Annotated in this window: 21 protein-coding genes; 12 read left to right on the top strand and 9 right to left on the bottom strand. The window is 63.5% G+C overall.

Annotated features, from left to right (window positions below):
- Window positions 1–222 precede the first annotated feature (222 nt).
- The 5 genes from ACK41V_RS16360 (at window position 223) to ACK41V_RS16340 (ending at window position 4,804) form a co-directional block, all read left to right on the top strand.
- Complete coding sequence (locus ACK41V_RS16360; protein WP_409783744.1) at window positions 223–1,086, top strand: branched-chain amino acid ABC transporter permease; 864 nt, start codon at window positions 223–225, stop codon at window positions 1,084–1,086.
- 1 nt (window position 1,087) lies between these two features.
- Entirely contained in the window at window positions 1,088–2,113 is a 1,026-nt protein-coding gene (locus tag ACK41V_RS16355) for a branched-chain amino acid ABC transporter permease (protein ID WP_409783743.1), read from the top strand.
- Window positions 2,106–2,870 (top strand): ABC transporter ATP-binding protein, encoded by a 765-nt coding sequence (locus tag ACK41V_RS16350; protein ID WP_409783741.1) that lies wholly within the window; start codon window positions 2,106–2,108, stop codon window positions 2,868–2,870. Before ACK41V_RS16355 ends, ACK41V_RS16350 begins: the two co-directional genes overlap by 8 nt.
- The gene (locus ACK41V_RS16345; RefSeq protein WP_409783739.1) at window positions 2,857–3,564 is read left to right on the top strand and encodes an ABC transporter ATP-binding protein; all 708 of its coding nucleotides are present in this window, start codon (window positions 2,857–2,859) and stop codon (window positions 3,562–3,564) included. The genes ACK41V_RS16350 and ACK41V_RS16345 overlap by 14 nt, the downstream gene beginning before the upstream one ends.
- 61 nt (window positions 3,565–3,625) lie before the next feature.
- Complete coding sequence (locus tag ACK41V_RS16340; RefSeq protein WP_409783738.1) at window positions 3,626–4,804, top strand: ABC transporter substrate-binding protein; 1,179 nt, start codon at window positions 3,626–3,628, stop codon at window positions 4,802–4,804.
- Window positions 4,805–5,072: 268 nt separating this feature from the next.
- On the opposite strand, the gene ACK41V_RS16335 is transcribed toward ACK41V_RS16340, so the two are convergent.
- The 5 genes from ACK41V_RS16335 to ACK41V_RS16315 all read right to left on the bottom strand — a co-directional run bounded on the left by ACK41V_RS16335 (window position 5,073) and on the right by ACK41V_RS16315 (window position 11,269).
- Window positions 5,073–6,014, bottom strand: a complete 942-nt coding sequence (locus ACK41V_RS16335) for a tripartite tricarboxylate transporter substrate binding protein (protein ID WP_409783777.1) — start codon at window positions 6,012–6,014, stop codon at window positions 5,073–5,075.
- A gap of 128 nt (window positions 6,015–6,142) precedes the next feature.
- Window positions 6,143–7,702 carry a class I adenylate-forming enzyme family protein gene (locus tag ACK41V_RS16330; RefSeq protein WP_409783736.1) on the bottom strand — a complete coding sequence of 520 codons (1,560 nt, stop codon included), beginning with the start codon at window positions 7,700–7,702 and terminating at the stop codon, window positions 6,143–6,145.
- Between the two features lie 35 nt (window positions 7,703–7,737).
- On the bottom strand, window positions 7,738–9,423 hold the full coding sequence (locus ACK41V_RS16325; RefSeq protein WP_409783734.1) for a long-chain fatty acid--CoA ligase: 1,686 nt from the start codon (window positions 9,421–9,423) through the stop codon (window positions 7,738–7,740).
- Between the two features lie 139 nt (window positions 9,424–9,562).
- Complete coding sequence (locus ACK41V_RS16320; protein ID WP_409783732.1) at window positions 9,563–10,336, bottom strand: SDR family oxidoreductase; 774 nt, start codon at window positions 10,334–10,336, stop codon at window positions 9,563–9,565.
- 120 nt (window positions 10,337–10,456) lie between these two features.
- A complete protein-coding gene (locus tag ACK41V_RS16315; protein WP_409783730.1) occupies window positions 10,457–11,269 on the bottom strand; it encodes an IclR family transcriptional regulator in 813 nt (270 codons plus the stop codon).
- Window positions 11,270–11,525: 256 nt separating this feature from the next.
- On the opposite strand from ACK41V_RS16315, the gene ACK41V_RS16310 reads away from it, so the two are divergent.
- Window positions 11,526–12,386 (top strand): YihY/virulence factor BrkB family protein, encoded by an 861-nt coding sequence (locus tag ACK41V_RS16310; RefSeq protein ID WP_409783775.1) that lies wholly within the window; start codon window positions 11,526–11,528, stop codon window positions 12,384–12,386.
- Between the two features lie 15 nt (window positions 12,387–12,401).
- Here the strand turns inward: ACK41V_RS16310 and ACK41V_RS16305 are convergent, their stop codons facing one another.
- The 4 genes from ACK41V_RS16305 to fdxA form a co-directional block, all read right to left on the bottom strand.
- Window positions 12,402–13,589 carry an amidohydrolase family protein gene (locus tag ACK41V_RS16305; RefSeq protein ID WP_409783728.1) on the bottom strand — a complete coding sequence of 396 codons (1,188 nt, stop codon included), beginning with the start codon at window positions 13,587–13,589 and terminating at the stop codon, window positions 12,402–12,404.
- 273 nt (window positions 13,590–13,862) lie between these two features.
- Window positions 13,863–14,558 (bottom strand): TetR family transcriptional regulator, encoded by a 696-nt coding sequence (locus tag ACK41V_RS16300; protein WP_409783726.1) that lies wholly within the window; start codon window positions 14,556–14,558, stop codon window positions 13,863–13,865.
- A gap of 58 nt (window positions 14,559–14,616) precedes the next feature.
- Window positions 14,617–15,393 (bottom strand): ferredoxin--NADP reductase, encoded by a 777-nt coding sequence (locus tag ACK41V_RS16295; RefSeq protein ID WP_409783724.1) that lies wholly within the window; start codon window positions 15,391–15,393, stop codon window positions 14,617–14,619.
- A gap of 66 nt (window positions 15,394–15,459) precedes the next feature.
- Window positions 15,460–15,789, bottom strand: a complete 330-nt coding sequence (gene fdxA, locus ACK41V_RS16290) for a ferredoxin FdxA (protein WP_409783722.1) — start codon at window positions 15,787–15,789, stop codon at window positions 15,460–15,462.
- Between the two features lie 175 nt (window positions 15,790–15,964).
- Here fdxA and ACK41V_RS16285 point away from each other — a divergent pair, with 175 nt between their 5' ends.
- The 6 genes from ACK41V_RS16285 to ACK41V_RS16260 all read left to right on the top strand — a co-directional run.
- Window positions 15,965–17,602: a 6-hydroxynicotinate reductase gene (locus ACK41V_RS16285; RefSeq protein ID WP_409783720.1), complete on the top strand. Its 1,638-nt coding sequence runs from the start codon at window positions 15,965–15,967 to the stop codon at window positions 17,600–17,602.
- Window positions 17,603–17,615: 13 nt separating this feature from the next.
- Window positions 17,616–18,536 (top strand): UPF0280 family protein, encoded by a 921-nt coding sequence (locus tag ACK41V_RS16280; RefSeq protein ID WP_409783719.1) that lies wholly within the window; start codon window positions 17,616–17,618, stop codon window positions 18,534–18,536.
- 20 nt (window positions 18,537–18,556) lie between these two features.
- Window positions 18,557–19,198: an amino acid synthesis family protein gene (locus tag ACK41V_RS16275; RefSeq protein WP_409783717.1), complete on the top strand. Its 642-nt coding sequence runs from the start codon at window positions 18,557–18,559 to the stop codon at window positions 19,196–19,198.
- A gap of 53 nt (window positions 19,199–19,251) precedes the next feature.
- On the top strand, window positions 19,252–19,836 hold the full coding sequence (locus ACK41V_RS16270; protein ID WP_409783715.1) for an amino acid synthesis family protein: 585 nt from the start codon (window positions 19,252–19,254) through the stop codon (window positions 19,834–19,836).
- 81 nt (window positions 19,837–19,917) lie between these two features.
- The gene (locus tag ACK41V_RS16265; protein WP_409783713.1) at window positions 19,918–21,129 is read left to right on the top strand and encodes an ABC transporter substrate-binding protein; all 1,212 of its coding nucleotides are present in this window, start codon (window positions 19,918–19,920) and stop codon (window positions 21,127–21,129) included.
- 167 nt (window positions 21,130–21,296) lie between these two features.
- On the top strand, window positions 21,297–21,728 hold a 432-nt coding region (locus tag ACK41V_RS16260), incomplete at its 3' end, for a branched-chain amino acid ABC transporter permease (RefSeq protein ID WP_409783711.1).

Genomic DNA, 21,728 nt, shown 5'->3' with positions numbered 1-21,728 from the left:
ACCCAGCAACCCAGCAACCCAGCAACCTGCGCCGGGCCAGCGGGCCACACCAGCACACGGGGCATGCCGGGCTGCTGCCAATGAGTGGCCTGTCTGCAAACCTACCAGGAGCAAGACGATGGAGACACGCCCCCGCGGGGACGCCCCAATCACCCGGCCACAGGCCCTGCTGCAACCAGTGCCACGCGCTGGCGGCGCACGGCGCACCGGGAGGGTCGGCTGATGGAATTGTTTCTGCAGCAAGTGCTCAACGGGCTCACGCTCGGCGGCATCTACAGCCTGGTGGCGTTGGGCCTGACCCTGGTGTACGGCATCCTGCACGTGCCCAACTTTGCGCACGGTGCGTTCTACATGGCGGGGGCCTTTGTGTCGTGGCACCTGATGGCCGCCTGGGGATGGAACTACTGGGTGGCCATGGCGGGTTCTGCCGTTGCGGTGGCCATGATCGGGGTGCTATCGGAGCGGCTGGTGTTCCACCCGCTGCGCAAGGCCTCGGGACTGCATCCCATGATTGCAGCGATTGGTGTGCTGCTGTTTCTGGAGGCAGGCGCGCAGGCCATCTGGGGTGCGGATTTTCATCGCATGCAAACGCCTTACAACGGCATCATCGACCTGGCGGGTGTTACGGCGCCAGTGCAGCGGCTGCTCATCATTGCGGCGGCGTTTGTGCTGATGGTGGTGCTGCACCTGTTCCTGACCAAAACCGTGATGGGATCGACCATCATCGCCATGGCGCAAAACCGCGATGGCGCATCGCTGGTGGGCATCGACGCCAACCGCGTGGCCATGCTCACCTTTGCCATCTCGGGCATGCTGGCGGCCATTGCTGCCACGCTGTACGCGCCTATCAACCTGGTGTACCCGGCCATGGGGCACCTGGTGATCACCAAGGCGTTTGTGATCATCATTCTGGGCGGCATGGGCAGCGTGCCGGGGGCCATCATCGGCGGGCTGATCATCGGCTTTGCCGAGAGCTTTGGCGCGTTCTACATCTCCACCGACTACAAAGACATCATCGCCTTTGTGCTGCTGGTGGCGATTTTGTCGGTGCGCCCGCAGGGCCTGTTCACCAAGGGAGCGCACTGACATGGCATACCTTGAAGGCAAGTGGGGCTGGGCCCTGCTGTTTGCGGCGGGGCTGGCGTTTCCGCTGATGGCGGGCAATGACTACCACCTCACGGTGATGGGCACCGCCTATATCTTTGCCATTGCCACCATTGGGCTCAACCTCATCACGGGCTACACCGGGCAGTTCAACCTGGCGCACAGCGGCTTCATGGCCGTGGGGGCGTACACGGTGGGCATCCTCACGGTGGATTACCAGGTGCCGTTCTGGGTGGCGTTTGCGCTGTCGGGTGTGGTGACCACGGTGCTGGGGTTCTTCATCGGCATTCTGTCGCTGAGGCTCAAGGGGCACTACTTTTCAATCTTCACGCTGTGCGTGGGCTACATCATGTTTCTGGTGATCGAGAAGTGGGAAAGCCTCACGCACGGCACGGTGGGCATCATCGGCATTCCGGCGCCGTCGCCCATTGGCGGCATCACGTTTGATACGCCGCTGGCGCTGTACTACCTGGCGTTCTTCTGGCTGGTGGTGGGCATGTGGGCCATGCGCCGCATCGTCAACTCGCTGCTGGGCCGCACGTTCATGGCGATCCGCAATAGCGACGAGCTGGCCGAGTCGCTGGGCATCAACCTCATGCGCAACAAGGTGCTGGCGTTCATGCTGTCGGTGTTTTACGCGGGGCTGGCGGGTGGTTTGTATGCGGGGTATGTGCGCTTCATCGGCCCCGGTGTGGCGGGGGTGGAGCACACGTTTGACATGACCATGTACATGCTCATCGGGGGTCTGGGCACCCTGCTGGGGCCGTTGCTGGGGGCGCTGGCCATGCCGTGGCTCACGCAGTACCTGCAGTTTTTGCAGGAGTACCGCTTTCTGGTGTTCGGCCCCATCCTGGTGCTGCTGGTGATTTTTGTGCCCCACGGCATTGTGGGCACGTACCTGGGCTGGCGTGCGCGCCGGGCCGCACAGCGCACGGCACCGCAGCGGTCGGGCACCACCACCGCTACAGCAACGGCAACGGCAACGGCAACGGGAGGTGACCGTGCTTAAGATCGAACACCTCACCAAACGTTTTGGCGGCCTGGCGGCGGTCAACGACGTCAGCACCACCATCGAGGCGGGCAAGATCAACGCCATCATCGGCCCCAACGGTGCGGGCAAGACCACGTTCTTCAACCTCATCAGCGGCACGCACCGGCCTACGTCGGGCACGGTGACGCTGGACGGGCGCGACGTGACGTCGCTGCGCACCGACCAGGTGGCGCGCCTGGGCGTGGCGCGCACTTTTCAGACCACGGCGCTGTTTGACATGGCCACCGTGCTGGACAACCTCATCGTGGGCCACCGGCTGCGCACGCAGTCGGGCCTGCTCGATGTGCTGCGCAACTCCAGCCGCTTGCGCGAGGAGGAGCGCATCTGCCGCGAAAAGGCGCGCGAGGCGCTCGACTTTGTGGGCCTTTCGCACCTGGAGAACCGCATCGCGGGCGACATCTCGCAAGAAGAGCGCAAACGCGTGGCTTTTGCGCTGGCGCTGTCGACCGGGCCGCGCCTGGTGTTGCTGGACGAGCCCGCAGGCGGCGTGAACCCCGACGAAACCCAAGGCCTGGCCAACCTCATCCGCAAGATGGTGGCCAACGGCCTGACGGTGTGTCTGATCGAACACAAGATGAACATGATCATGAGCCTGGCCGACCGGATTCTGGTGCTGAACTACGGCGAAAAAATTGCCGAAGGCACTCCCGCCGAGATTCGCGCCAACCCGGCCGTGATCGACGCCTACCTGGGGAGCGAACATGCTCCAGCTTGACAACCTCTCGCTCAAATACGGCAGCTTTCAGGCGCTCAACGGCGTCAGCCTGCACGCCAAACAAGGCGAACTGGTGGTGCTGCTGGGTGCCAACGGTGCGGGCAAAAGCTCCATCTTTCTCACCATCAGTGGCATCCACCGCGCAGCGGGCGGCAGCGTGCGCTACGGCGACAAGGAGCTGGTCGGCATGAAGCCCTCGCAGATCGTGGCCAACGGCGTGGTGCAGTGCCCCGAGGGGCGCAAGCTGTTCCCGGGCATGTCGGTGCAAAAGAACCTGATGCTGGGCGCCTATGTGCACCGCGGCGACACGGCGGGCAGCAAAAAAGTGCTCGACGAAGTGTTTGCGCTGTTCCCCATCCTGGCCGAGAAGAAGGACGACCCCGCCGGTTCGCTCAGCGGCGGACAGCAGCAAATGGTGGCCATTGGCCGCGCCATGATGGGCCGGCCCAAGGTGCTGCTGCTGGACGAGCCCTCGCTGGGCCTGGCGCCACTCGTGATCAAGCAGACGTTTGAGGTCATTCAGCGCATCAACCAGGCTGGCACCACCGTGCTGCTGGCCGAGCAGAACGCGTTTGCCGCGCTCAAGATCGCCCACCGCGCGTACGTGATCGAAAGCGGTCGCATCGTGATGGAAGGCGACCCTGAAAGCCTGATGAACAACGACGAAGTGCGCCGTGCATACATCGGTGCGTAGCGCCGTGGACAAAGACGAAGACAACGACTTTTCGCAGACCAACCCCAAGGAGACAAACAGCATGATCACGAAACGCAAGACCATTCTTCGACTCGGTGCCAGCGCCTTCGCCGTGGCCGCACTGCTGGGCGCCAGCCACAGCGCCTTTGCCCAGCAGGTCGTCAAGATCGGCTACTCCGGGCCGCTCAGCGGCGGTGCCGCGCTGTACGGCAAGAACGTGCTCAGCGGCATGGAAATGGCCGTGGCGGAGATCAATGCCAAGGGCCTGGAAGTGGGCGGCCAGAAGGTCAAGCTCGAAATCGTGGCGCTGGACGACAAGTACAACCCGTCCGAGACCGCCATCAACACCCAGCGCCTGGTGCAAGAACACAAGGCGCCCGCCGTGCTGGTACCGCATTCGGGCGGCAGCTTTGCGGTGATGGCCACCAACGAGGCGCAGAAGGTGCTGCTGCTGTCGTACACCAGCGTGCCGCAGATCACCGAGCGCAACAACAAGCTCACGCTGCGCATCCCGCCCGAGTTCACGTCGTACATCAAGCCGTTTGTGAACCATTCGATGACCAAGTACGGCAAGAACATGGCCATTGCCAACGCCGACCATGATTACGCCAAGGCCTGGACAGCCGCGTTCAAGCCCGCCTGGGAAGCCGCCGGTGGCAAGGTGGTGGCCGAGAACCCCATGTCTTACAACCGCGCCACCGACTTCTACAGCGGCGTGAGCCGCGTGCTGGCCTCCAAGCCCGACGTGCTGTTTGTGGGCGGCGCTTCTGAGCCCACGGGCCTCGTGATCAAGCAGGCGCGCGAGCTGGGCTTCAAGGGCGGTTTTGTGATCATCGACCAGGCCAAGATGGACGAGATTGGCAAGATCACCGGCGGCTACGGCCCGCTGGAGGGCTCCATCGGCGTGCTGCCGGTGGTGGAAGACAGCTCGCCCGTGACCAAGGCGTTTGTCGAGCGCTTCCGCAAAGCCAACCCTGGCCGCGACCCCAGCTCGGAGGTGTCGCTGAACTACACGGCCGTGCACGCCACGGCCATGGCCATGAAGCTGGCAGGCAGCACGACGGACGCAGCCGCCATCCGCGCGCAGCTGGACAAGGCCTTCAAGTCGCTGCCCAGCGAACACAACCCGCACGAGATGAACGGCGTGGACGAACGCGGTGGCTCCACCGCCAACACGCGCGTGGCGGTGGTGGAGGGTGGCAAGGTGAAGGAAATCAAGCTGACGGACCTGGCCAAGTAAACAGATTGGGGCAGGGCCGCGAGCCCTGTTGGCACTCCAAGAAAAGCCCGCTGGGACATCCAGCGGGCTTTTTGTTTGCTTGGGCTTTTGAAGCCTCGTAGGTCGGGTTACGCTGCGCTAACCCGACCTACTTGGCTGGCCTGCAGGGCGCTTGAAGCGGAAATATTGGTGTTTTTGGCCTCTAGCGCTTATTCCATAAGCGCCAATAGCTATTAATAGAGTAGCAACAAATCCCGTGCAAATGAGGCCTGCTGCCGCGCAGAATCCCTCAGTCCACCGTGACCTTGGCGTCCCGGATCACCTTGCCCCATTTGCCGGTCTCGCTGGTGATGAAGCTCTCAAACTCCGCGGGTGAGCTGCCCACTGGAATGGTGCCCATGGCATCGAGCCGGGCTTTCACGTCATCAAGTTTCACGATGGCCGCCACCTCGTCGGCCACACGCTTGACGATGGCCGCCGGCGTGCCCGCGGGCGCCAGCAGCCCGGCCCAGGTGCTGCCGGTGAACCCGGCAATGCCTTGTTCGATGAAGGTGGGCACATCGGGCAGGGCGGGCAGGCGCTTGTCGCTGGCTACGCCAATCAGGCGCACGCGCCCCGCCTTGCCCGGCGGGATCAGGCCCGACGCGGCGTCCAGAAACAGCTGGATCTGCCCGCCCATCAGGTCGGTCAGCGCTGGGGCAGCGCCGCGGTAGGGGATGTGCACCATGTAGGTCTGCGTGAGCGCCTTGAGCAACTCGCTCGACAGGTGCGCCGCCGACCCGTTGCCGCTGGAGCCAAAGCTCACCTTGCCGGGGTTTTGTTTGGCAAACGCCACGAGGTCGGCGGCGTTCTTGAAAGGTGCGTCGTTGCCCACGGCCGCCACCAGCGGCGAGATGCCGATCAGCGACACCGCAGCAATGTCCTTGCGCGGGTCGTAGGGCAGTTTGGGGTACAGCGTGGTGTTGGCCGCGTAGGCGGCGATCACCACTGCAAAGGTGTGGCCGTCGGGGGCAGACTTGGCCAGCGCGTCGACACCGATGATGCTGTTGGCGCCCGGTTTGTTGTCGATGACCACCGTCTGGCCCAGCCGCTCCTGCAGCTTTTGCGCAACCAAGCGCGCCGTCACATCGGTGAAGCCGCCGGGCGTGTAGGGGACGATGATGCGGATCGGCTTGGCGGGCCAGCTCTGCGCCCAGGTGGCCGGTGCCGCCACAGCGGCCCCGGCGGCCATCAGCCCTGCCGAGAAGCGACGGCGGTTGATGGACGTCTTGCCAAGCGCGTGGTCGTCGTGTTGCCCTGCGGGTGTGGTCGGGGTGGGGGAAGAGGCTTTCATCGCTGTCTCCTGGTGGTTGTTTTTGTTCAGGCTGCGGGGCCTGTGTAGGTGTCGCGCAGTTGCCGTTTGAGCACCTTGCCAATCGCGCTGCGAGGCAGCGCATCGACCCATTGCAGGTCTGCCAGGCGTTGCGTCTTGCCGACCTGCGCGTTGTGCCATTCCATCAGCGCACTGGCCGACACCGCTGCGCCGGGCTGTGGCACCACAAAGGCCACCGGGGTTTCGCCCCACTGCGCTGAAGGCACACCGATGACCGCCGCATCGGCCACGGCGGAGTGCTGGCGCAACAGCGCCTCCAGATCGCTCGGGTAGATGTTGAAGCCGCCCGAGATGACGAGGTCTTTCTTGCGGTCTAGCAATGTGAGAAACCCGTCGGCATCAAAGCGGCCGACATCGCCGGTGCGGATGAAGCGCTTGCCATCCGGCGCGTACCACTCGGCTTCGCGTGTTTTGGCGGGCTGGCCGTGGTAGCCGGTCATCATGCTGCCGGAGTGGCCCACCACCTCGCCAGTTTCGCCCGCAGGCACCTCGGCCCCGGCATCGTCGATCAACCGGATGTCGTGGCCGTCGGCCGGGCGCCCCACTGTGTGCAGCTTGTCGGGGTAGGCATGGGCCTCCAGGATGCAGGTTCCGCCGCCTTCGGTCATGCCATAGAACTCGATCAGCTGGCCCGGCCAGCGCGCCAGCACATCGGCCTTGAGCGCTGAGGCGAACGGTGCGCTGGTGCAGAACTTGGCTTCAAACGCCGACAGGTCAAACGAGCCAAAGGACGGCAGCGCCATGATGCGCTGGTATTGCACGGGCACCAGCATGGTGTGCGTGACCCGGTGCGACTGCGCCAGCGCGAGGTACTGCGTGGCGTCGAACTTGCCCATCAGCACCACGGTGCCGCCCCAGCCCAGCGTGGGGAAGAACACCACCAGCGTGGTGTTGGAATACAGCGGCGTCGCCAGCAGCGTGACGGTGCCCGGCCCGTATCCATAGCGAGCACCGCGCACCACGTGCAAGAAGCGCATGCCGTGCGACTGCACGATGCCTTTGGGCGTGCCGGTGGTGCCCGATGAATAGATGATGTTGAAGGGTGCCTCGCGTGGAACATCCACGGGCGTGGGCTTGCTGCCGGGCGCGGGGAGCCACTCGTGCAAGGGCACGCCAGGCGCGTCTGGCGTGAGTGCGATGCACTGCGCAAGGCGGTCTGCAGGCAGCACGTCGTTGGCGGTGCCGTCCACCACCAGCCAGCGCGTCTGCGCGTCGTGCAGCATCGAGGCCAGACTGGCGGGCGTGCTGCTCGTCGCCACGGGCGCCACCACCACGCCCGCGCGCAAGGCGCCCAGGAACATCGCCGCTTGCCACGGCGAGTTGGCGCCGCACAGGGCAATGCAATCGCCGGGCTGCAGGCCGTCGCGCTGCAGCCCGCAGGCGATGCGATCCATCAGAGCTTCGAGCTGGCTGTAGGTGATGACCTCATCGCCTTGCACCAGCGCGGGTTGGTCGGGGCGGGCCTGCGCGTGGTCGCGCACCTGGTCGGCGACGGTGCGATAGGGTGGGTCTGCGGGCGATGGTGTGGGGACGGCGGGAATGTTCATGCAGATCACCGGTTGGGAAGAAAAAGCGTGGGGCCTTAGCGCGCGGCTGCCTGCTTTTTTTCTTGCTCCTGCAGCTCACGCCACTGCACCTTGCCTGTGCCCGACTTGGGCAGGCTGTCCACAAACTGCACGATGCGCGGGCTTTTGTAGGCGGCCATGTGGTCGTGGCTCCAGTCGATGATGGCCTGCTCGGTGACCTGGCCCTTGAAGGCGTCGCGCAGCACGACCAGGGCCTTCACGGTTTCGCCCCGTCGCTCGTCGTGCGCGGCAATCACACACACCTCCTGGATGGCGGGGTGGGCGTACATCATGGCTTCGACCTCGGCGGGCCAAACCTTGTAGCCGGACGCGTTGATCATGCGTTTCAGCCGGTCTACCATGAAGAAGTAGCCGTCTTCGTCCACCTGCGCCAGATCGCCAGTGCGCAAAAAGCGCTTGCCGTCCAGCGTGATGAAGCTGTCGGCGGTGGCCTGTGGGTTGTTCCAGTAGCCTTGCATCACCTGCGGGCCGTGCACCACGATCTCGCCTATTTCGCCCGGGGGCAGCTCGGCAAAGGTGGCCGGGTCCACCACGCGCGCATCCACGTCAAACACGGGGATGCCCAGGCACTGCGGCTTGGGGCGGTGGGGCGGGTTGATGTGGGTGGCGGCCATGGTTTCAGACATGCCATAGCCCTCCACATAGTCCAGCCCCGTCAGCTCCTTCAGGCGCTGCGCCACCGCCTTGGGCATGGCGGCGCCACCGCCGCGGATGGCCTGCAGGCTGCTGATGTCGTAGTCGCCAATGCGGGGGTTGGCCAGAAAGTCCACCACCATGGTCGATATCGCCTGCCAGATGCTGATGCGGTAGCGCTGCATGAGCTGCGCGGTGGCGTCGCGGTCCCAGCGCGGCAGCACCACCACGGTGGCGCCCACAAACAGCGGCCCGTTCATGCTGCCCGACATGCCGGTGACGTGGAACAGCGGCAGAACGGCCAGATAGGTCGCGTCCTGCGTGCGCGAGAACCACTGCGCCCCGCCCACCAGCGTGCTCATGGCGCTGCGGTGGGTGTGCATGCAGCCCTTGGGGTGGCCCGTGGTGCCCGAGGTGTAGGGCATCACGCACAGGTCGTCCGGCCCGGCGGTCAGCGGGCCGGGAGTGCGCTGCTGCGCCAGCATGTCGCTCCACAATGTCACGCCCGGGGCATCGATGGGTTGGCGAGGCGCTGAGACGAATGCAGGCACAGGCAGGTCGGTGGTCACCTGCAGGTAGTCGCTGTAGGCCGCAACAATGAGGTGCTGCAGACCGCCTTCGCCTGCCGCTGTGCTCACCAGCGGCTGCGCCTGCGCATGCAGGTCCTGCGGCACAAACGCGACGGTGGCGCCGCTGTCGTGCACATAGTGGCGCAGCTCGTCCGTCATGTTCATCGGGTTCACCGGCACCACCACCGCGTTGGCGCGCAAGATGCCGTAGAACGCCAGAATCCACTGCGGGCTGTTCTGCATGTACAGCAGCACCCGGTCGCCCGCCTTCACACCACACACCTGTTGCAGAAAACCGGCAATGTGCTCGGCCTGCTGCTGAAATTGGCGGAACGTCACCAGCGTGTCGTAGAAGACCAGAAACGGCTTGTCCGGAAACCGCGCGGCCGACACCTCCGCATTGTGAAACAGGTTCGTCTGCGGCAGCGTGAGGTGGCGCGACAGGCCGGGAGGCCAGTGGGCGAGGTGGCGGTCAGACATGGAACTTGAGTCTCTTTCTTCGGTGATTTGGGGCGCGCTCAGTGCAACGGTCACAACCCACGCCAGGGACGCCGAGCAAGGGCCGCCCCGCAGCGAGGGCGTCGTCCCCCTGGGGGAAGGCGCGCAGCGCCTCAGGGGGTTAAATCAAACTCGCCCCACCATCCACCACGATGGCGTGGCCGGTGATGTGCCGCGACGCATCGGACGCCAGGAACACCACCGCGCCCTTTAGGTCCTCCTCGCCACCAATGCGGCGCAGCGGAGTGCGCTCGATCATCGCAGGCCCCAGTTTCTCGATGAGGCCACTGGCCATCTTGCTCGGGAAAAAGCCGGGGCAGATCGCGTTGACACGAATGCCATAGTGGCCCCATTCCGAAGCCAGCGTGCGCGCAAAGTGAATGGCCGCCGCCTTGGAGGTGTTGTAGGCGATGGTGTTCATGCCCGGTGGCGTGCCTTTGATGCCTGCTACCGACGCCGTCACGATGATGTTGCCCTTGCCGTTGGGAATCATGCAGCGCTTGCCCACCTCACGCGAGAGGAAAAACGGCGCGTTCACGTTCAGGTCCATCACCTTGTGCCATGCGGCATCAGGATGGTCTTCAGCCTTGGCACCCCAAGTGGCGCCCGCGTTGTTGACGAGGATGTCGATGGTGCCAAAACGCTCCAGCACCTGGTCGACCAGGCCGGGGATTTCAGCGGTCTTTTGCAGGTCGTTCACCACCGTCAGCACCTCGTAGCCCAGACCTTCCAGGTGTTTCTTGGCTTCGGCCAGTTCGTCGGCCTTGCGCGCCGTGATGGCGAGCTTGGCGCCCATTTCGCCCAGGGCCTCGGCCATCTGCAGGCCCAGCCCGCGAGATCCGCCGGTGACCAAAGCCACTTGGCCGGTGAGATCGAAGAGTTGTTTGACGCTCATGGTGTGTTGTCTCCTGGGTAGGCGGGTCGTTGTTCTATGCAACCGCATGCTAGCGAGGCAGCGCCGTAGAGGCTGTCACTTTGGACACTCCATGGCGCGCCCACTCAGTAACGCCCAGGGTCAGCGGTACAGCGCCGTTTCGATGCGCGCCACGATTTCGATGAGACGCGGGCGCACGTCGGTCAGCAGGGCGTCTTGTGTGACGTTGAAAGAGGGTCCTCCACAGTTGATGACCATGGGCGGCAGGCCACCGCCGGGCTGAAAGCTGCGGGCAATGGCGTTCACGTTTTTCTGCCAGTCGCCAAACGAGGTGGCGACCCCCAGGTTGCGATAGTCCTGCAAGGCCTGGTCGATGCCCGGTTGCACCTGCGGCCACGCCGCCTCGTCGCGCGCCTGCAGTTGGGCCAGGGCGGCGCTGCGCTCATTTGCTGTCGCTGCCGCCAGCCATGCCCGCCCCATTGCAGATGTGGCCAGCGAGATGCGCGAACCCACGTCCAGGCTGAGGGTGTGCAGGGCTTGGCTGCGGCAGTTTTCCACGTAGATCATCGACAGCCGGTCGCGCGTGCCCATCGACACTTCGGCGCGCGCGAAGTCGGCCAGCTCCTGCATCAACGGGCGCGCCACCTGGCGCACGTCCAGGCGCACCAGCATGGCGCTACCGAGCGACAGGGTGGCTGTGCCCAGCCGGTACTTGCCGCTTTCTTCCACATGAATCAGGTAGCCCAGCCGGGTCAGGGTGGCGGTGAGGCGCGACACGGTGGATTTGGGCAGGTGGCAGCGCTGCGCGATCTCTTGGTTGCCCAGCAGTTTGTCGCCTGCACGAAAACACGCCAGTACATCAAGGCCACGCGCCAGGGCGGTCACAAAATGCCGGTCCGCACCCGCAAGCGGCGCGGCTGCGCGCGATGGGGGTGCACGGTGGGGCGATGGCATGCGCGCATTATGTCGACGCCCTCCGGGCACGGTTGTCGCGGTGGGCGCAGGGGTGTGTGGGCATTGGCATCGTTGTGCGCGGATGTGGGATGCCGCCTACTTCCTGAAGGGCGGACGGAGGGTGGGCAGATCTGCCCAACACCGCTAGGCTTGGGCGATGAACGCCTCCGATTCCTCACAGCCTCAACAATCTCAAAAACCTCCCTCAGGCCTTCAGCGCCTCGTGCAGTCTCTCGCGCCTTTCTGGCGCCCGGTGATGCCGTTTGTGCGTGCGGCACAGATGTGGCTGGACGCAGAAGGCTTGCGCATGAGCGCTGCCATGTCCTTCTACGGCATGTTGAGCCTGGCGCCCCTGCTGATTTTGTTGGTGGGCGTGCTGGGCTGGTGGATGGACCGCAGCTACCTGGAGTCCAGCCTGATCAGCCAAGTGCAAGCGGTGATGGGCCAGCAGGTGGCTGACGTGATCCGCCAGGCGCTGCAGAGTGCGCAGGAGCCCTCTGAGGGGCGGCTGGCATCCATCATTGGTTTTGTGGTGCTGCTTTCGGGGGCCACCGGGGTGTTTGTGGAACTGCAGTCGGCGTTTGGGCAGCTGTGGCGCGGCAAAGACCCAGCTCCGAAGGGCGCCGCCTGGTGGCACCTGGCGTCATTGCGGCTGCGCGGCCTGGCGTATGTGCTGGCGCTTGGTTTTTTGCTGCTGGTGTCGTTGGCGATGTCTACCGTGATCAATCTGGTGGGGGTTTGGGCGGGTGCGCGCTTCGCCTTCGCCCCTTTGGCACCGATCATGCAGATCGTGAATGAGGCCGTGGCGTTTGGATTTGCCGTGGCGCTGTTTGTCGGGCTGATGCGCATCGGAGTTGGCACCAAGCCGCCCATGCGTTGCATCGTGGCCGGTGCGGTGGTGGGCGCCACCTTGTTTACCGTGGGCAAGCAGTTGCTGGCTTGGTACCTGTCTACGGCCGCAGTGGTGTCTGCCTATGGCGCCGCAGGCTCGCTGGTGGTCTTGTTGATGTGGATTTTCTTCTCGTCGGCGGTGTTGCTGTTCTCCGCCAGCTGCGCGCAGGCTTTCCACGACGAGCTGGAACGTGTTGCGAAAGAACGGTTGCCGCAAACCCCGTAGCAGGCTGGACGCCGTCTACAGGACGACCGGGATCTCGGTGGCTGGTGGCGTATTACGGCTGCGCCCGCAACGCACCAAGCCGTCGATCATGACCATCCCAATGCCGGGAATGTCGCCCAACTGAACGCTCTCCAGCAGCGTGGCGCCTGCAGTGTGCTGCGCCCGGTCCATGAACACAAAGTCGGCGGCACGGCCCACTTCGATCAGGCCGCAATTGAGGTTGCGGATGCGGGCGGTGTTGCCGGTGGCAAAGCAAAAAACCAGTTCAGCGGGGATGTCGGCAAAGCTCGATATCAGCGCAATCATGCGCAGCATGCCCAGGGGCTGCACGCCCGATCCGGCGGGCCCGTCGGTGCCCAGGATCACGCGGTGGGGGCATTTCAGCTCGATGGCCGCGCGTGCCGCCTGGATGGCGATTTTCTCGTTGCCGTTGTGCACCAGTTCGATGGCGCGGGATGATTTCTCGCACAGCTCGCACACGTGCTTCCAGGGCAGGGAGGTATGGCCGCCGTTGATGTGGCCGATCACATCGGCGTCGGCCTCCAGCACCACGTCTTTGTCGATCAGGCCCGAGCCAGGGATGGACGGCCCACCCGTGTGGATGGTGCTCTGGATACCGTGTTTGCGCGCCCAGTCCACCATTTGCTTGGCTTCGTATCCGGCCTTGACGGAACCCAGTCCCACTTCACCCAGCAGTGTGACACCGGCATCGGCCAGGTCCTTGAAGTCCTGCTCGATCATGCCTTTCTCGATGACCGGGGCGCCCGCAATGACCTTCACGCCGCCGGGACGGAAATTGTCGAACGAGCGCTGCGCCGTGATGGCCAGGGCCTTCAATCCCACAATGTCCTTTGGACGGCCGGGCAGGTGCACCTCGCCCGCTGACACCATGGTGGTGACGCCGCCGTTCATGGTGGAGTCGATCCAGCCGATCTGGTTCTGGCGCGGCGTCCAATCACCGAAGACCGGGTGCACGTGGCTGTCAATCAGGCCGGGCGCCACACAGGTCTGGCGGGCGTCGATGGTGGTGCGCGCATGTTCGGTGTCGCAGTCCTTCTCGCGGCCCACGGCCACGATCAACCCATCGTTCACCACGATGGTGTCGGCGTCGAGGATGGGGTGGTCCAAATCGCCCGACAGCAGCAGACCGATGTTTTTGATAACGACTTTGCCGGAGGTGGCCTGGGTGGAGATGTCTGCCATGGGGGTACCAGTCGGGTGGAAGAAGGGCGTGCACTGCGCTGCGTGCGCGTTGCGATTCGTGTAGGGAATACTACATAAGAGGGCGCAGTCGTGCAATATGCAAAGGCGCTACGCAGCGTTGGACGCAGAACAAATACGGCCGTGTGCCGCATGGGCGGCACCACGCGGCAGCCTGCACGCAAAGAGATGGCGGGAAGAGAGCGCAGGGCCACAGAGCGCGCTGGAGCTGCATCCCAGGGGAAGCTTCAGGCCCCTGGCTGTCACGACAGCGCCCTAGCGCGCTGCCTCTGCCTTCACGGTGCGCAGCACCACATCAATCATGAAGTCATCCCAATGCGCCACGGCGTCGGGCAGATCGATGTCTTCACCCAGAAACGCGGAGAGTGTGTAGCGGTTGGACTGGTAGAAGTAGCCCATCGATGCAATCAGCAGGTACAGGTCGCGCGCCCGTATGTCGGGGCGGAACACGCCTTGCGCAACACCGCTGGCCAGCACCTGCTCGATCACCGACACCGCGGGCGAGGAGTATTCGCGTGCTCGCAGCGACTTGGAGATGTGTTTGCCCTTGTGCAGGTTTTCTGTGTTGAGCAACGTGACGAACTCGGGGTGCTTGCGGTAGTACTGGCTGACAAACCGCACCACCGCTTTCAACGACTCAATGGGTTCGCCCAACCGAATATCGAGCGTTGCTTCGGAGTCGTTCATGCGCCGGTAGATCTCCTCCAGCACCTCGATGAAGAGGCCTTCCTTGCTACCGAAGTAGTAGTAGATCATCCGGTCGAAGGACTTGGCGGCCTTCGATATCTTCTCCACGCTGCCGCCCTCGTAGCCATAGCGCGCGAACACCTTGGTCGCCGCTTTCAGGATGTTGTCGCGCGTGGTCTGCGCCGCCTGTTCGCGCACGCCCGTTTTGCGGGCAGTCGAAGAGCGGGTCGCTGCGGTGCGGCTTTTGGTGGGGGTGGCAGACATGGCGGATCCAGTTGGTTGGAGCGGGCCTTTCAGAACAGGTCCTCAAGGCCAGCCGGGGTCACTGCTCTGCAAAGGCGCGTTCGATCACAAAGTCACCGGGCTTGGTGGTGTTGCCTTCCTTGAAGCCGCGCTCTTCCATCATGTGCTTGAGGTCGCGCAGCATCTCAGGGCTGCCGCAGATCATCACACGGTCTTCCACCGGGTTGAGCGCTGGCAAGCCCAAATCTTTCGCCATCTGACCGTTTTCGATGACAGTTGTGACGCGGCCCTGGTGCTTGAAAGCTTCACGCGTCACGGTGGGGTAGTACTTGAGTTGCTTGCTCACCGTCTCGCCCAGAAACTCGTGCTGGGGCAGCTCTTGCGTGATGTAGTCGTGGTAGGCCAGCTCCTTCACTTCGCGAACCCCATGCACCAGGATGACTTCCTCGAACTTTTCGTAGGTCTCGGGGTCGCGGATCAGGCTGAGAAACGGGGCCACACCGGTGCCGGTGGACAACATGTACAGGCGTTTGGCGGGCAGCAGGTAGTCGATCAGCAGAGTGCCCGTGGGCTTTTTGCCGACCACGATCGTGTCACCCACCTTGATGTGCTGCAGGCGCGAGGTCAGCGGACCGTCGGGCACCTTGATGGAGAGGAACTCCAGGTGTTCTTCGTAGTTGGGGCTCACGATGCTGTAGGCGCGCAGCAGGGGCTTGCCGTTCTCGCCGCGCAGGCCAATCATCGTGAAGTGGCCGTTGGAAAAGCGCAGAGCAGTGTCGCGCGTAGTAGTGAAAGAAAACAGACGGTCGGTCCAATGGTGGACGGTCAGGACGCGTTCTTCTAGAAAGGCGCTCATGGTTTTTTAGTCGGCAAAGTTGAAAAAACGGGTGAAAAGCTGGCTGAAAGTCCGGTGTGCATAGCGTCAAACGCTCACATTCAGGCCGGAAAGCTTGTGGCTCACAACCCTCCATTGTTCCGCATCTGGGAGCGGATGCTTTCTTTTGGTGATTGTGGGCAGGCCCGGAGCCAGCTTTTTGTTGAATTCGAGGAAGGATTCAAACTCGGTGGGAAGGTCTGTGTCGGCATAGATGGCATTGGCCGGACATTCGGGAATACACACCGCGCAATCGATGCACTCGTCTGGGTCGATGACCAGGTATTCCGGCCCCTCCTTGAAGCAATCGACCGGGCATACATCGACGCAGTCGGTGTATTTGCACCGAATGCATGCGTCTGTGACAACGTGCGTCATTTTGGGGCTCCTTGTGCACTGTTTCAGGGTGCGCGAAAACACTATTGCAGACCAGGATTGATTGCGCTACATTGACGTCAAATGTAGTGATTGCAACATTTAAGTTAAGTGAATGCTACACAAAATGCAATGAGCGTACAAGCGGTTGAAACGATGCAATGGACGGGCCCCTACGATGACTGAACACACAAAGACCGATGGACTTCCGGGCATGGACATGCCCGAGTTGCCGCAGGTCCTTGAGCGGGCACGACCACGCAACGAGCGCATGAATGCCGCCAAGGTGGAATGCAACGCCTGTCCCGTGTTATGTCAGATATCGGAGGGCCGCGCGGGTGCCTGCGACCGTTATGCCAATCAGGCGGGTGTGCTGGTGCGGGTGGATCCCGTCGTTCTACTCCGCAAAACGCTGGAGGCAGGAGAACCGACACTGGTGCCATTTGCAGGCCGGGCAGCCCCGAGCGATGGTGTAGAGGAGGCGAATGCGAGTGCTGTGGCTGCAGGTGATCCTCCCGCATGGTCCGGAGACCTTTTGCTGACCGAGGCGGTCTTTGTGACCGGGGTGGGCTCGTCCACCACGTACCCCGACTACAAACCCGCGCCGTTCATCGTAGGCTCCCAGGTGGATGGCGTAGACATGGTGACGGTGGTCACCGAAGGCATCTTCAGCTATTGCAGCTTCAAGGTGAAAATCGACACGGACCGATTCCTCGGGTCCGAGCAGGCCAATGTGCGTTGCAAGGGCGAGGTGGTGGGCCATGTGACCACCGCAGAATATGGGTCGCAAATGCTGTCGCTCGGCGGTGTGCACCACCTGACCGGGGGCGCCAAAAAAGAAGGTCGCATCACCGCCGAGATGATGCAGCTGCTGGGCAACAAGCAGGCGGTCGAGTTCACCATCGACGGCGGTTCGCAGCTGATCATTCAGGCGGGTCGCGCGCCCATCGTCAACGGGGTCGCAGAGCAGCGCATGCGCGTGGGCTGCGGATCGGCGGCCATCGGCATCTTTGCGCGCCAGTTCTTCGGCCACGCCGATGAGGTAGTGGTGGTGGACGACCACATCACGGGCGTACTGACGGAGCACCAGGCTGGCCGGTGCCTGGACATGAAGCCTTCGGGCATCCAGATGCACGGGCGCAAATCCACCCCTGGGCGCTACTTTCAGGTGGCCAACCCAGGCACAGGATGGGGCGGCACTGACATTGCGGACCCGCTCGCCATCATTGAAGGCTGGAACGCCGACGTGGCATGGCCTGGTTTGCGGTTGCTCATGACCTCGACGACCGGGGAGCATGCCAGCTGGTATGTGCTGGATGAGCAACTGACGCCGGTAGAGACCCAGATGCCCGATGAGATCCGCCGAATCGTGGAGCGCATCGGTGAGAACTGTGAGCCCTCTTTGTCGTCGGTGCTCTTTCTGGGCGGGGCAGGTGGCAGTTTGCGCGCGGGGGTTACCGAAAACCCGGTGCTGTTGACCCGTTCGATCAAAAACGCGTTGGTCAACGTGACCTGTGGCGGTGCGCCAGCCTACGTGTGGCCCGGTGGTGGCATCACCGTCATGGCCGATGTACTGCGCATGCCCGACAACAGTTTCGGCACCGTGCCCACCCCCGCCATCGTCGCGCCCATCGAGTTCAGCATGCGCAGCACGGATTACGAGGCTTTGGGTGGCCACATGGAGCAGATACGCAGCCTCAGAGACGTGCTGACAAACGGAGCTTGGCACAACGAAGGTGCGCCGCAGGCGCGCAGCTGGCTGACGCTGCCGTCGATCAACCCGTGGCCCCTGGGCCGTCCGCCGCTGCTGGGTTAAAGAAATGCACAGCATGCACGCCTGCCGCAACTGGCTGCCCGACAACCGGTGGCACTTTCAGCACGGCCCCATCGATCTCGTGATCCACGCAGACGGCAGCGCAGGCGCCGTAGCCGATGCCCATGAACGCGCGTGGAATCGATTCACTAGTGTGCTGCAAGAGTTGGTGGGCGAACTGCCCGCTTTGCGTGCCCCGGTGGGCGACGTCTGCCCGGTGCACGGAGTGGTCGCGCAGCGCATGTGGGCAGCGTGTACGCCCTATCGCTCGGGCTTCATTACCTCGATGGCGGCGGTGGCGGGGGCCGTCGCCCAAGAAATTCTGGACTGCTATGTGCGGGACGGTATTGACCGAGCGTGGGTGAACAATGGTGGCGACATCGCGCTGCACTTGGCGCCCGGTCAATCCGCGTCAGTCGGTGTGGTGTCTGACATTGCGGGGCTTGGCATGCTGCATCAGCACAACGGCTTGGTGCTGGACGGCAAACTTCGCATCACCAGCACCATGCCGGTGCGGGGCGTGGCCACCAGCGGGTGGCGGGGGCGCAGCCAATCGATGGGGATTGCGGACAGTGTCACGGTGTTGGCCCACACTGCGGCCCAGGCAGACGCTGCGGCAACCATCGTGGCGAATGCCGTGAATGTGCAAGACGCGCGCATATCGCGCATGCCCGCCTGGCTGGTGCGCGACGACAGCGACCTGGGCGGGCTGCACGTAACGGTCGATGTGCTCGCGCTGCCGCTGGCGCAGGTACAAACTGCGCTGCAGCGCGGCTTGCACAAGGCGCGAGAATTGAAGGCTGGTGGGCTGCTGTGGTTTGCGTTGCTAACCTGCCAGGGGCAATATGCGGCGACAGCCGACCCCGCGGCACTGGGGTACGCCCCAACAGGCGAAAAGAATGAGGCAGAAGTTGAAGTTGGTTCAGTATTTGCTTAATGAATTGCACAGGTCTCCAAATGATTCAGATACGACGCGTTTTCACCCATCTTGAGGAAATTAGGCACGAATTTGGGCCGGTGGCCGAGGTGCCGCTGCTGCGTGGTGCCATCGGCGCGGTGCTGACCAACCCTTACGCGGGTCGCTATGAGGCGGACATCCTCCCGATGATGGAGGCTCTGCAGGACGTAGGCCTGGACATGGCACAACGCCTGCTCAAAGCCATGGGGGTGCCCGCAGACCGCATCGAAACCTACGGCAAAGGCGCCATTGTGGGCGCGGGCGGAGAACTGGAGCATGGGGCGCTCTGGCATGTGCCTGGCGGTTATGCCATGCGCGAACTGCTGGGCTGGAAAGGTGACCGCAACGCCTATGCAAAAGGCCAGGCGGAAGAGAAGACGGGGCAGCCTGCCAATGCGCTCTCCATCGTGCCCTCCACAAAAAAGGTGGGTGGGCCGGGCGCCGCGCTGGATGTGCCGCTCACGCACATCAACGCCAGTTATGTACGTAGCCATTTCGATGCCATGGAGGTGCGTGTGCCAGGCGCCCCCGCCGCAGATGAGATCGTGTTCATTCTGGCCATGACCACCGGTTCCCGCATTCATGCCCGCGTGGGTGGGCTCAAGGCGGCCGACATCAGCCAGTGGAACGGTCTGCGCTAGGCCGCCACAGCCCTTTCACCATTGCCACAAGTACAAGATTTCAAGGAGCCAAAATGCCTGCCAAGATTCGCAAAATCATCGTCCAGACGGACGAAGTCCGCGTAGAGATGGGGCGTGACGTGCAACCGCCCGTGCGCAAGGCGCTGGCCATGGCCGTGATCGAAAACCCGTTCGCTGGCCGCTATGTAGAAAACCTGGATGAGCTCATCGCCATCGGTGAAGAGCTGGGTGGCCTGTTGGGTGATCGTTGCGTTCAGGCGCTGGGCATTTCGCCAGGGGACGCGCACAGCTACGGCAAGGCGGCCATTGTGGGCGAGGCGGGCGAGCTGGAACACGCCGCCGCCATCCTGCACCCCAAACTTGGCGCACCACTGCGTGTGGCTGTAGAAAAGGGCGCTGCCCTGGTCCCATCCAGCAAAAAGATGGGCGGCCTCGGTACGGCCATCGACGTGCCGTTGGGACACAAGGATGCCGCCTACGTGCGCAGCCATTTCGACGCCATGGAAGCGCGCGTGGCCGATGCCCCGCGGGCCAATGAAATCGTGGTGGCCGTTGTCGTGACCGACAGCGGGCGGCCGTTGCCACGTGTCGGCGGCCTGACGGCCTCCGAAATCCAGGGTGTGGATGGTCTGCGCTGAGCCCTGCGCGCGTACAACACACACCTGCCCTGTCTCAACCCCGTTCGATCTCTCTCCAACCCCTCTTTCAGGAGTCTCCCCATGACGATGCGACGAAACCTCATGCGTGCCACGGCTGCGGCTGCACTGGCCCTTACCCTGGCCCCTGTTTTTGCCCAGGGTGTGATCAAGATTGGCGAGGTCAACAGCTACAAGGCACAGCCCGCTTTCCTGGAGCCCTACAAGAAAGGCATGGAGCTGGCGGTTGATGAGATCAACGCTGCGGGCGGCGTCAACGGCAAGAGGATCGAGCTGATCACGCGCGACGACAACGCCAACCCCGGTGACGCCGTTCGCGTGGCCGAAGAGTTGGTGTCGCGCGAGAAGATCGACGTGCTGGCTGGCACCTTCCTGTCGAACACCGGCCTGGCCGTGGCCGACTTCGCCAAGCAAAAGAAGTTCTTCTTCCTCGCTGGCGAGCCGTTGACCGACAAGATGACTTGGCAGGGCGGCAACCAGTACACCTTCCGCCTGCGCCCCGGCACCTACATGCAGGCCGCCATGCTGGTGCCTGAGGCCGCCAAGATGAAGAAAAAGCGCTGGGCGGTGGTCTACCCCAACTACGAATACGGCCAGTCCGCCGTGGCGGCGTTCAAACAACTGCTCAAGGCCGCTCAGCCTGACGTGGAATTCGTGGCCGAACAAGCCACGCCACTGGGCCGCGTCGATGCAGGCAGCGTGGTGCAGGCCTTGGCAGACGCCAAGCCCGACGCGATCTTCAACGTGCTGTTTGGCGCCGACTTGTCGAAGTTCGTGCGCGAAGGCAACACCCGTGGCCTCTTCAAGGGCACCGAGGTGGTCAGCGTGCTGACGGGCGAGCCGGAATACCTGGACCCTCTGAAAGACGAAGCACCCAACGGCTGGTTGGTAACCGGCTATCCCTGGTACGGCATCAACACCCCCGCACACAAGGCGTTCGAGCAGGCGTACCAGGCCAAGTTCAAGGACTACCCGCGCCTGGGTTCGGTGGTGGGTTACAGCATGATCAAGTCGGCTGCGGCCGGTATTGCCAAAGCCAAAAGCACCGACACGGACAAGCTGATCGCCGCCTTCAAGGGCCTGCAAGTGGACACCCCGTTCGGCAAGATCACCTACCGGCCTGAAGACCACCAGGCCACCATGGGCGCGTTTGTTGGTCGCACCAAGAACGAAGGCGGCAAGGGCGTGATGGTGGACTATGTGTACCTGGACGGCGCCGATGCCAAGTACCAGCCCTCCGCCGCCGACGTGAAGAAATCACGAAGCGTGGATTGATTCCCTCTGAGGCCTGAGGCGCCTGCTGCGCCTTGGTCCCCGCAGACGCTACCGGCGGTCTGGCACAGCCGGACTCACGGTGGCGTTCGCTGGGGCGTGTCCGGCTTCTTTCATGTGCTGCGAGTGATGCGCAACACGGGTGGTGATGACTTGAGGGTTTATCGAACATGAGTTTTTCGGGTTTCATCGTTCAGCTCATCAATGGGTTGGCGAGCGCGTCGTCGCTGTTCCTCGTGGCGGCGGGTCTGTCGCTGATCTTTGGCGTGACCCGCATCGTGAACTTTGCCCATGGCTCGTTCTTCATGGTGGGCATTTACGTCGCGTACTCGCTGGTCGAGCGTCTGAGTGGCGCGTTTGGCTTCTGGGTGGCATTGCCGCTCGCAGCGCTGATCGTTGGCGTGCTCGGTGCGCTGATCGAGGTGGTGCTGCTTCGCCGTATCTACAAGGCTCCCGAGCTGTTCCAGCTGCTGGCCACGTTTGCACTGGTGCTGGTCATCAAGGACGCGGTGTTGTGGCTCTGGGGCCCCGACGAGCTGCTGGGGCCGCGCGCGCCGGGCCTTTCGGGTTCTGTGAGCCTGCTGGGGCGGCAGTTCCCCACC

It is taken from the genome of Acidovorax sp. (assembly GCF_046291265.1).
Lineage (GTDB): Bacteria > Pseudomonadota > Gammaproteobacteria > Burkholderiales > Burkholderiaceae_C > Acidovorax.
The sequence above is the reverse complement of the archived record's forward strand: the minus strand, read 5'-3'. Positions and strand labels throughout refer to the sequence as shown.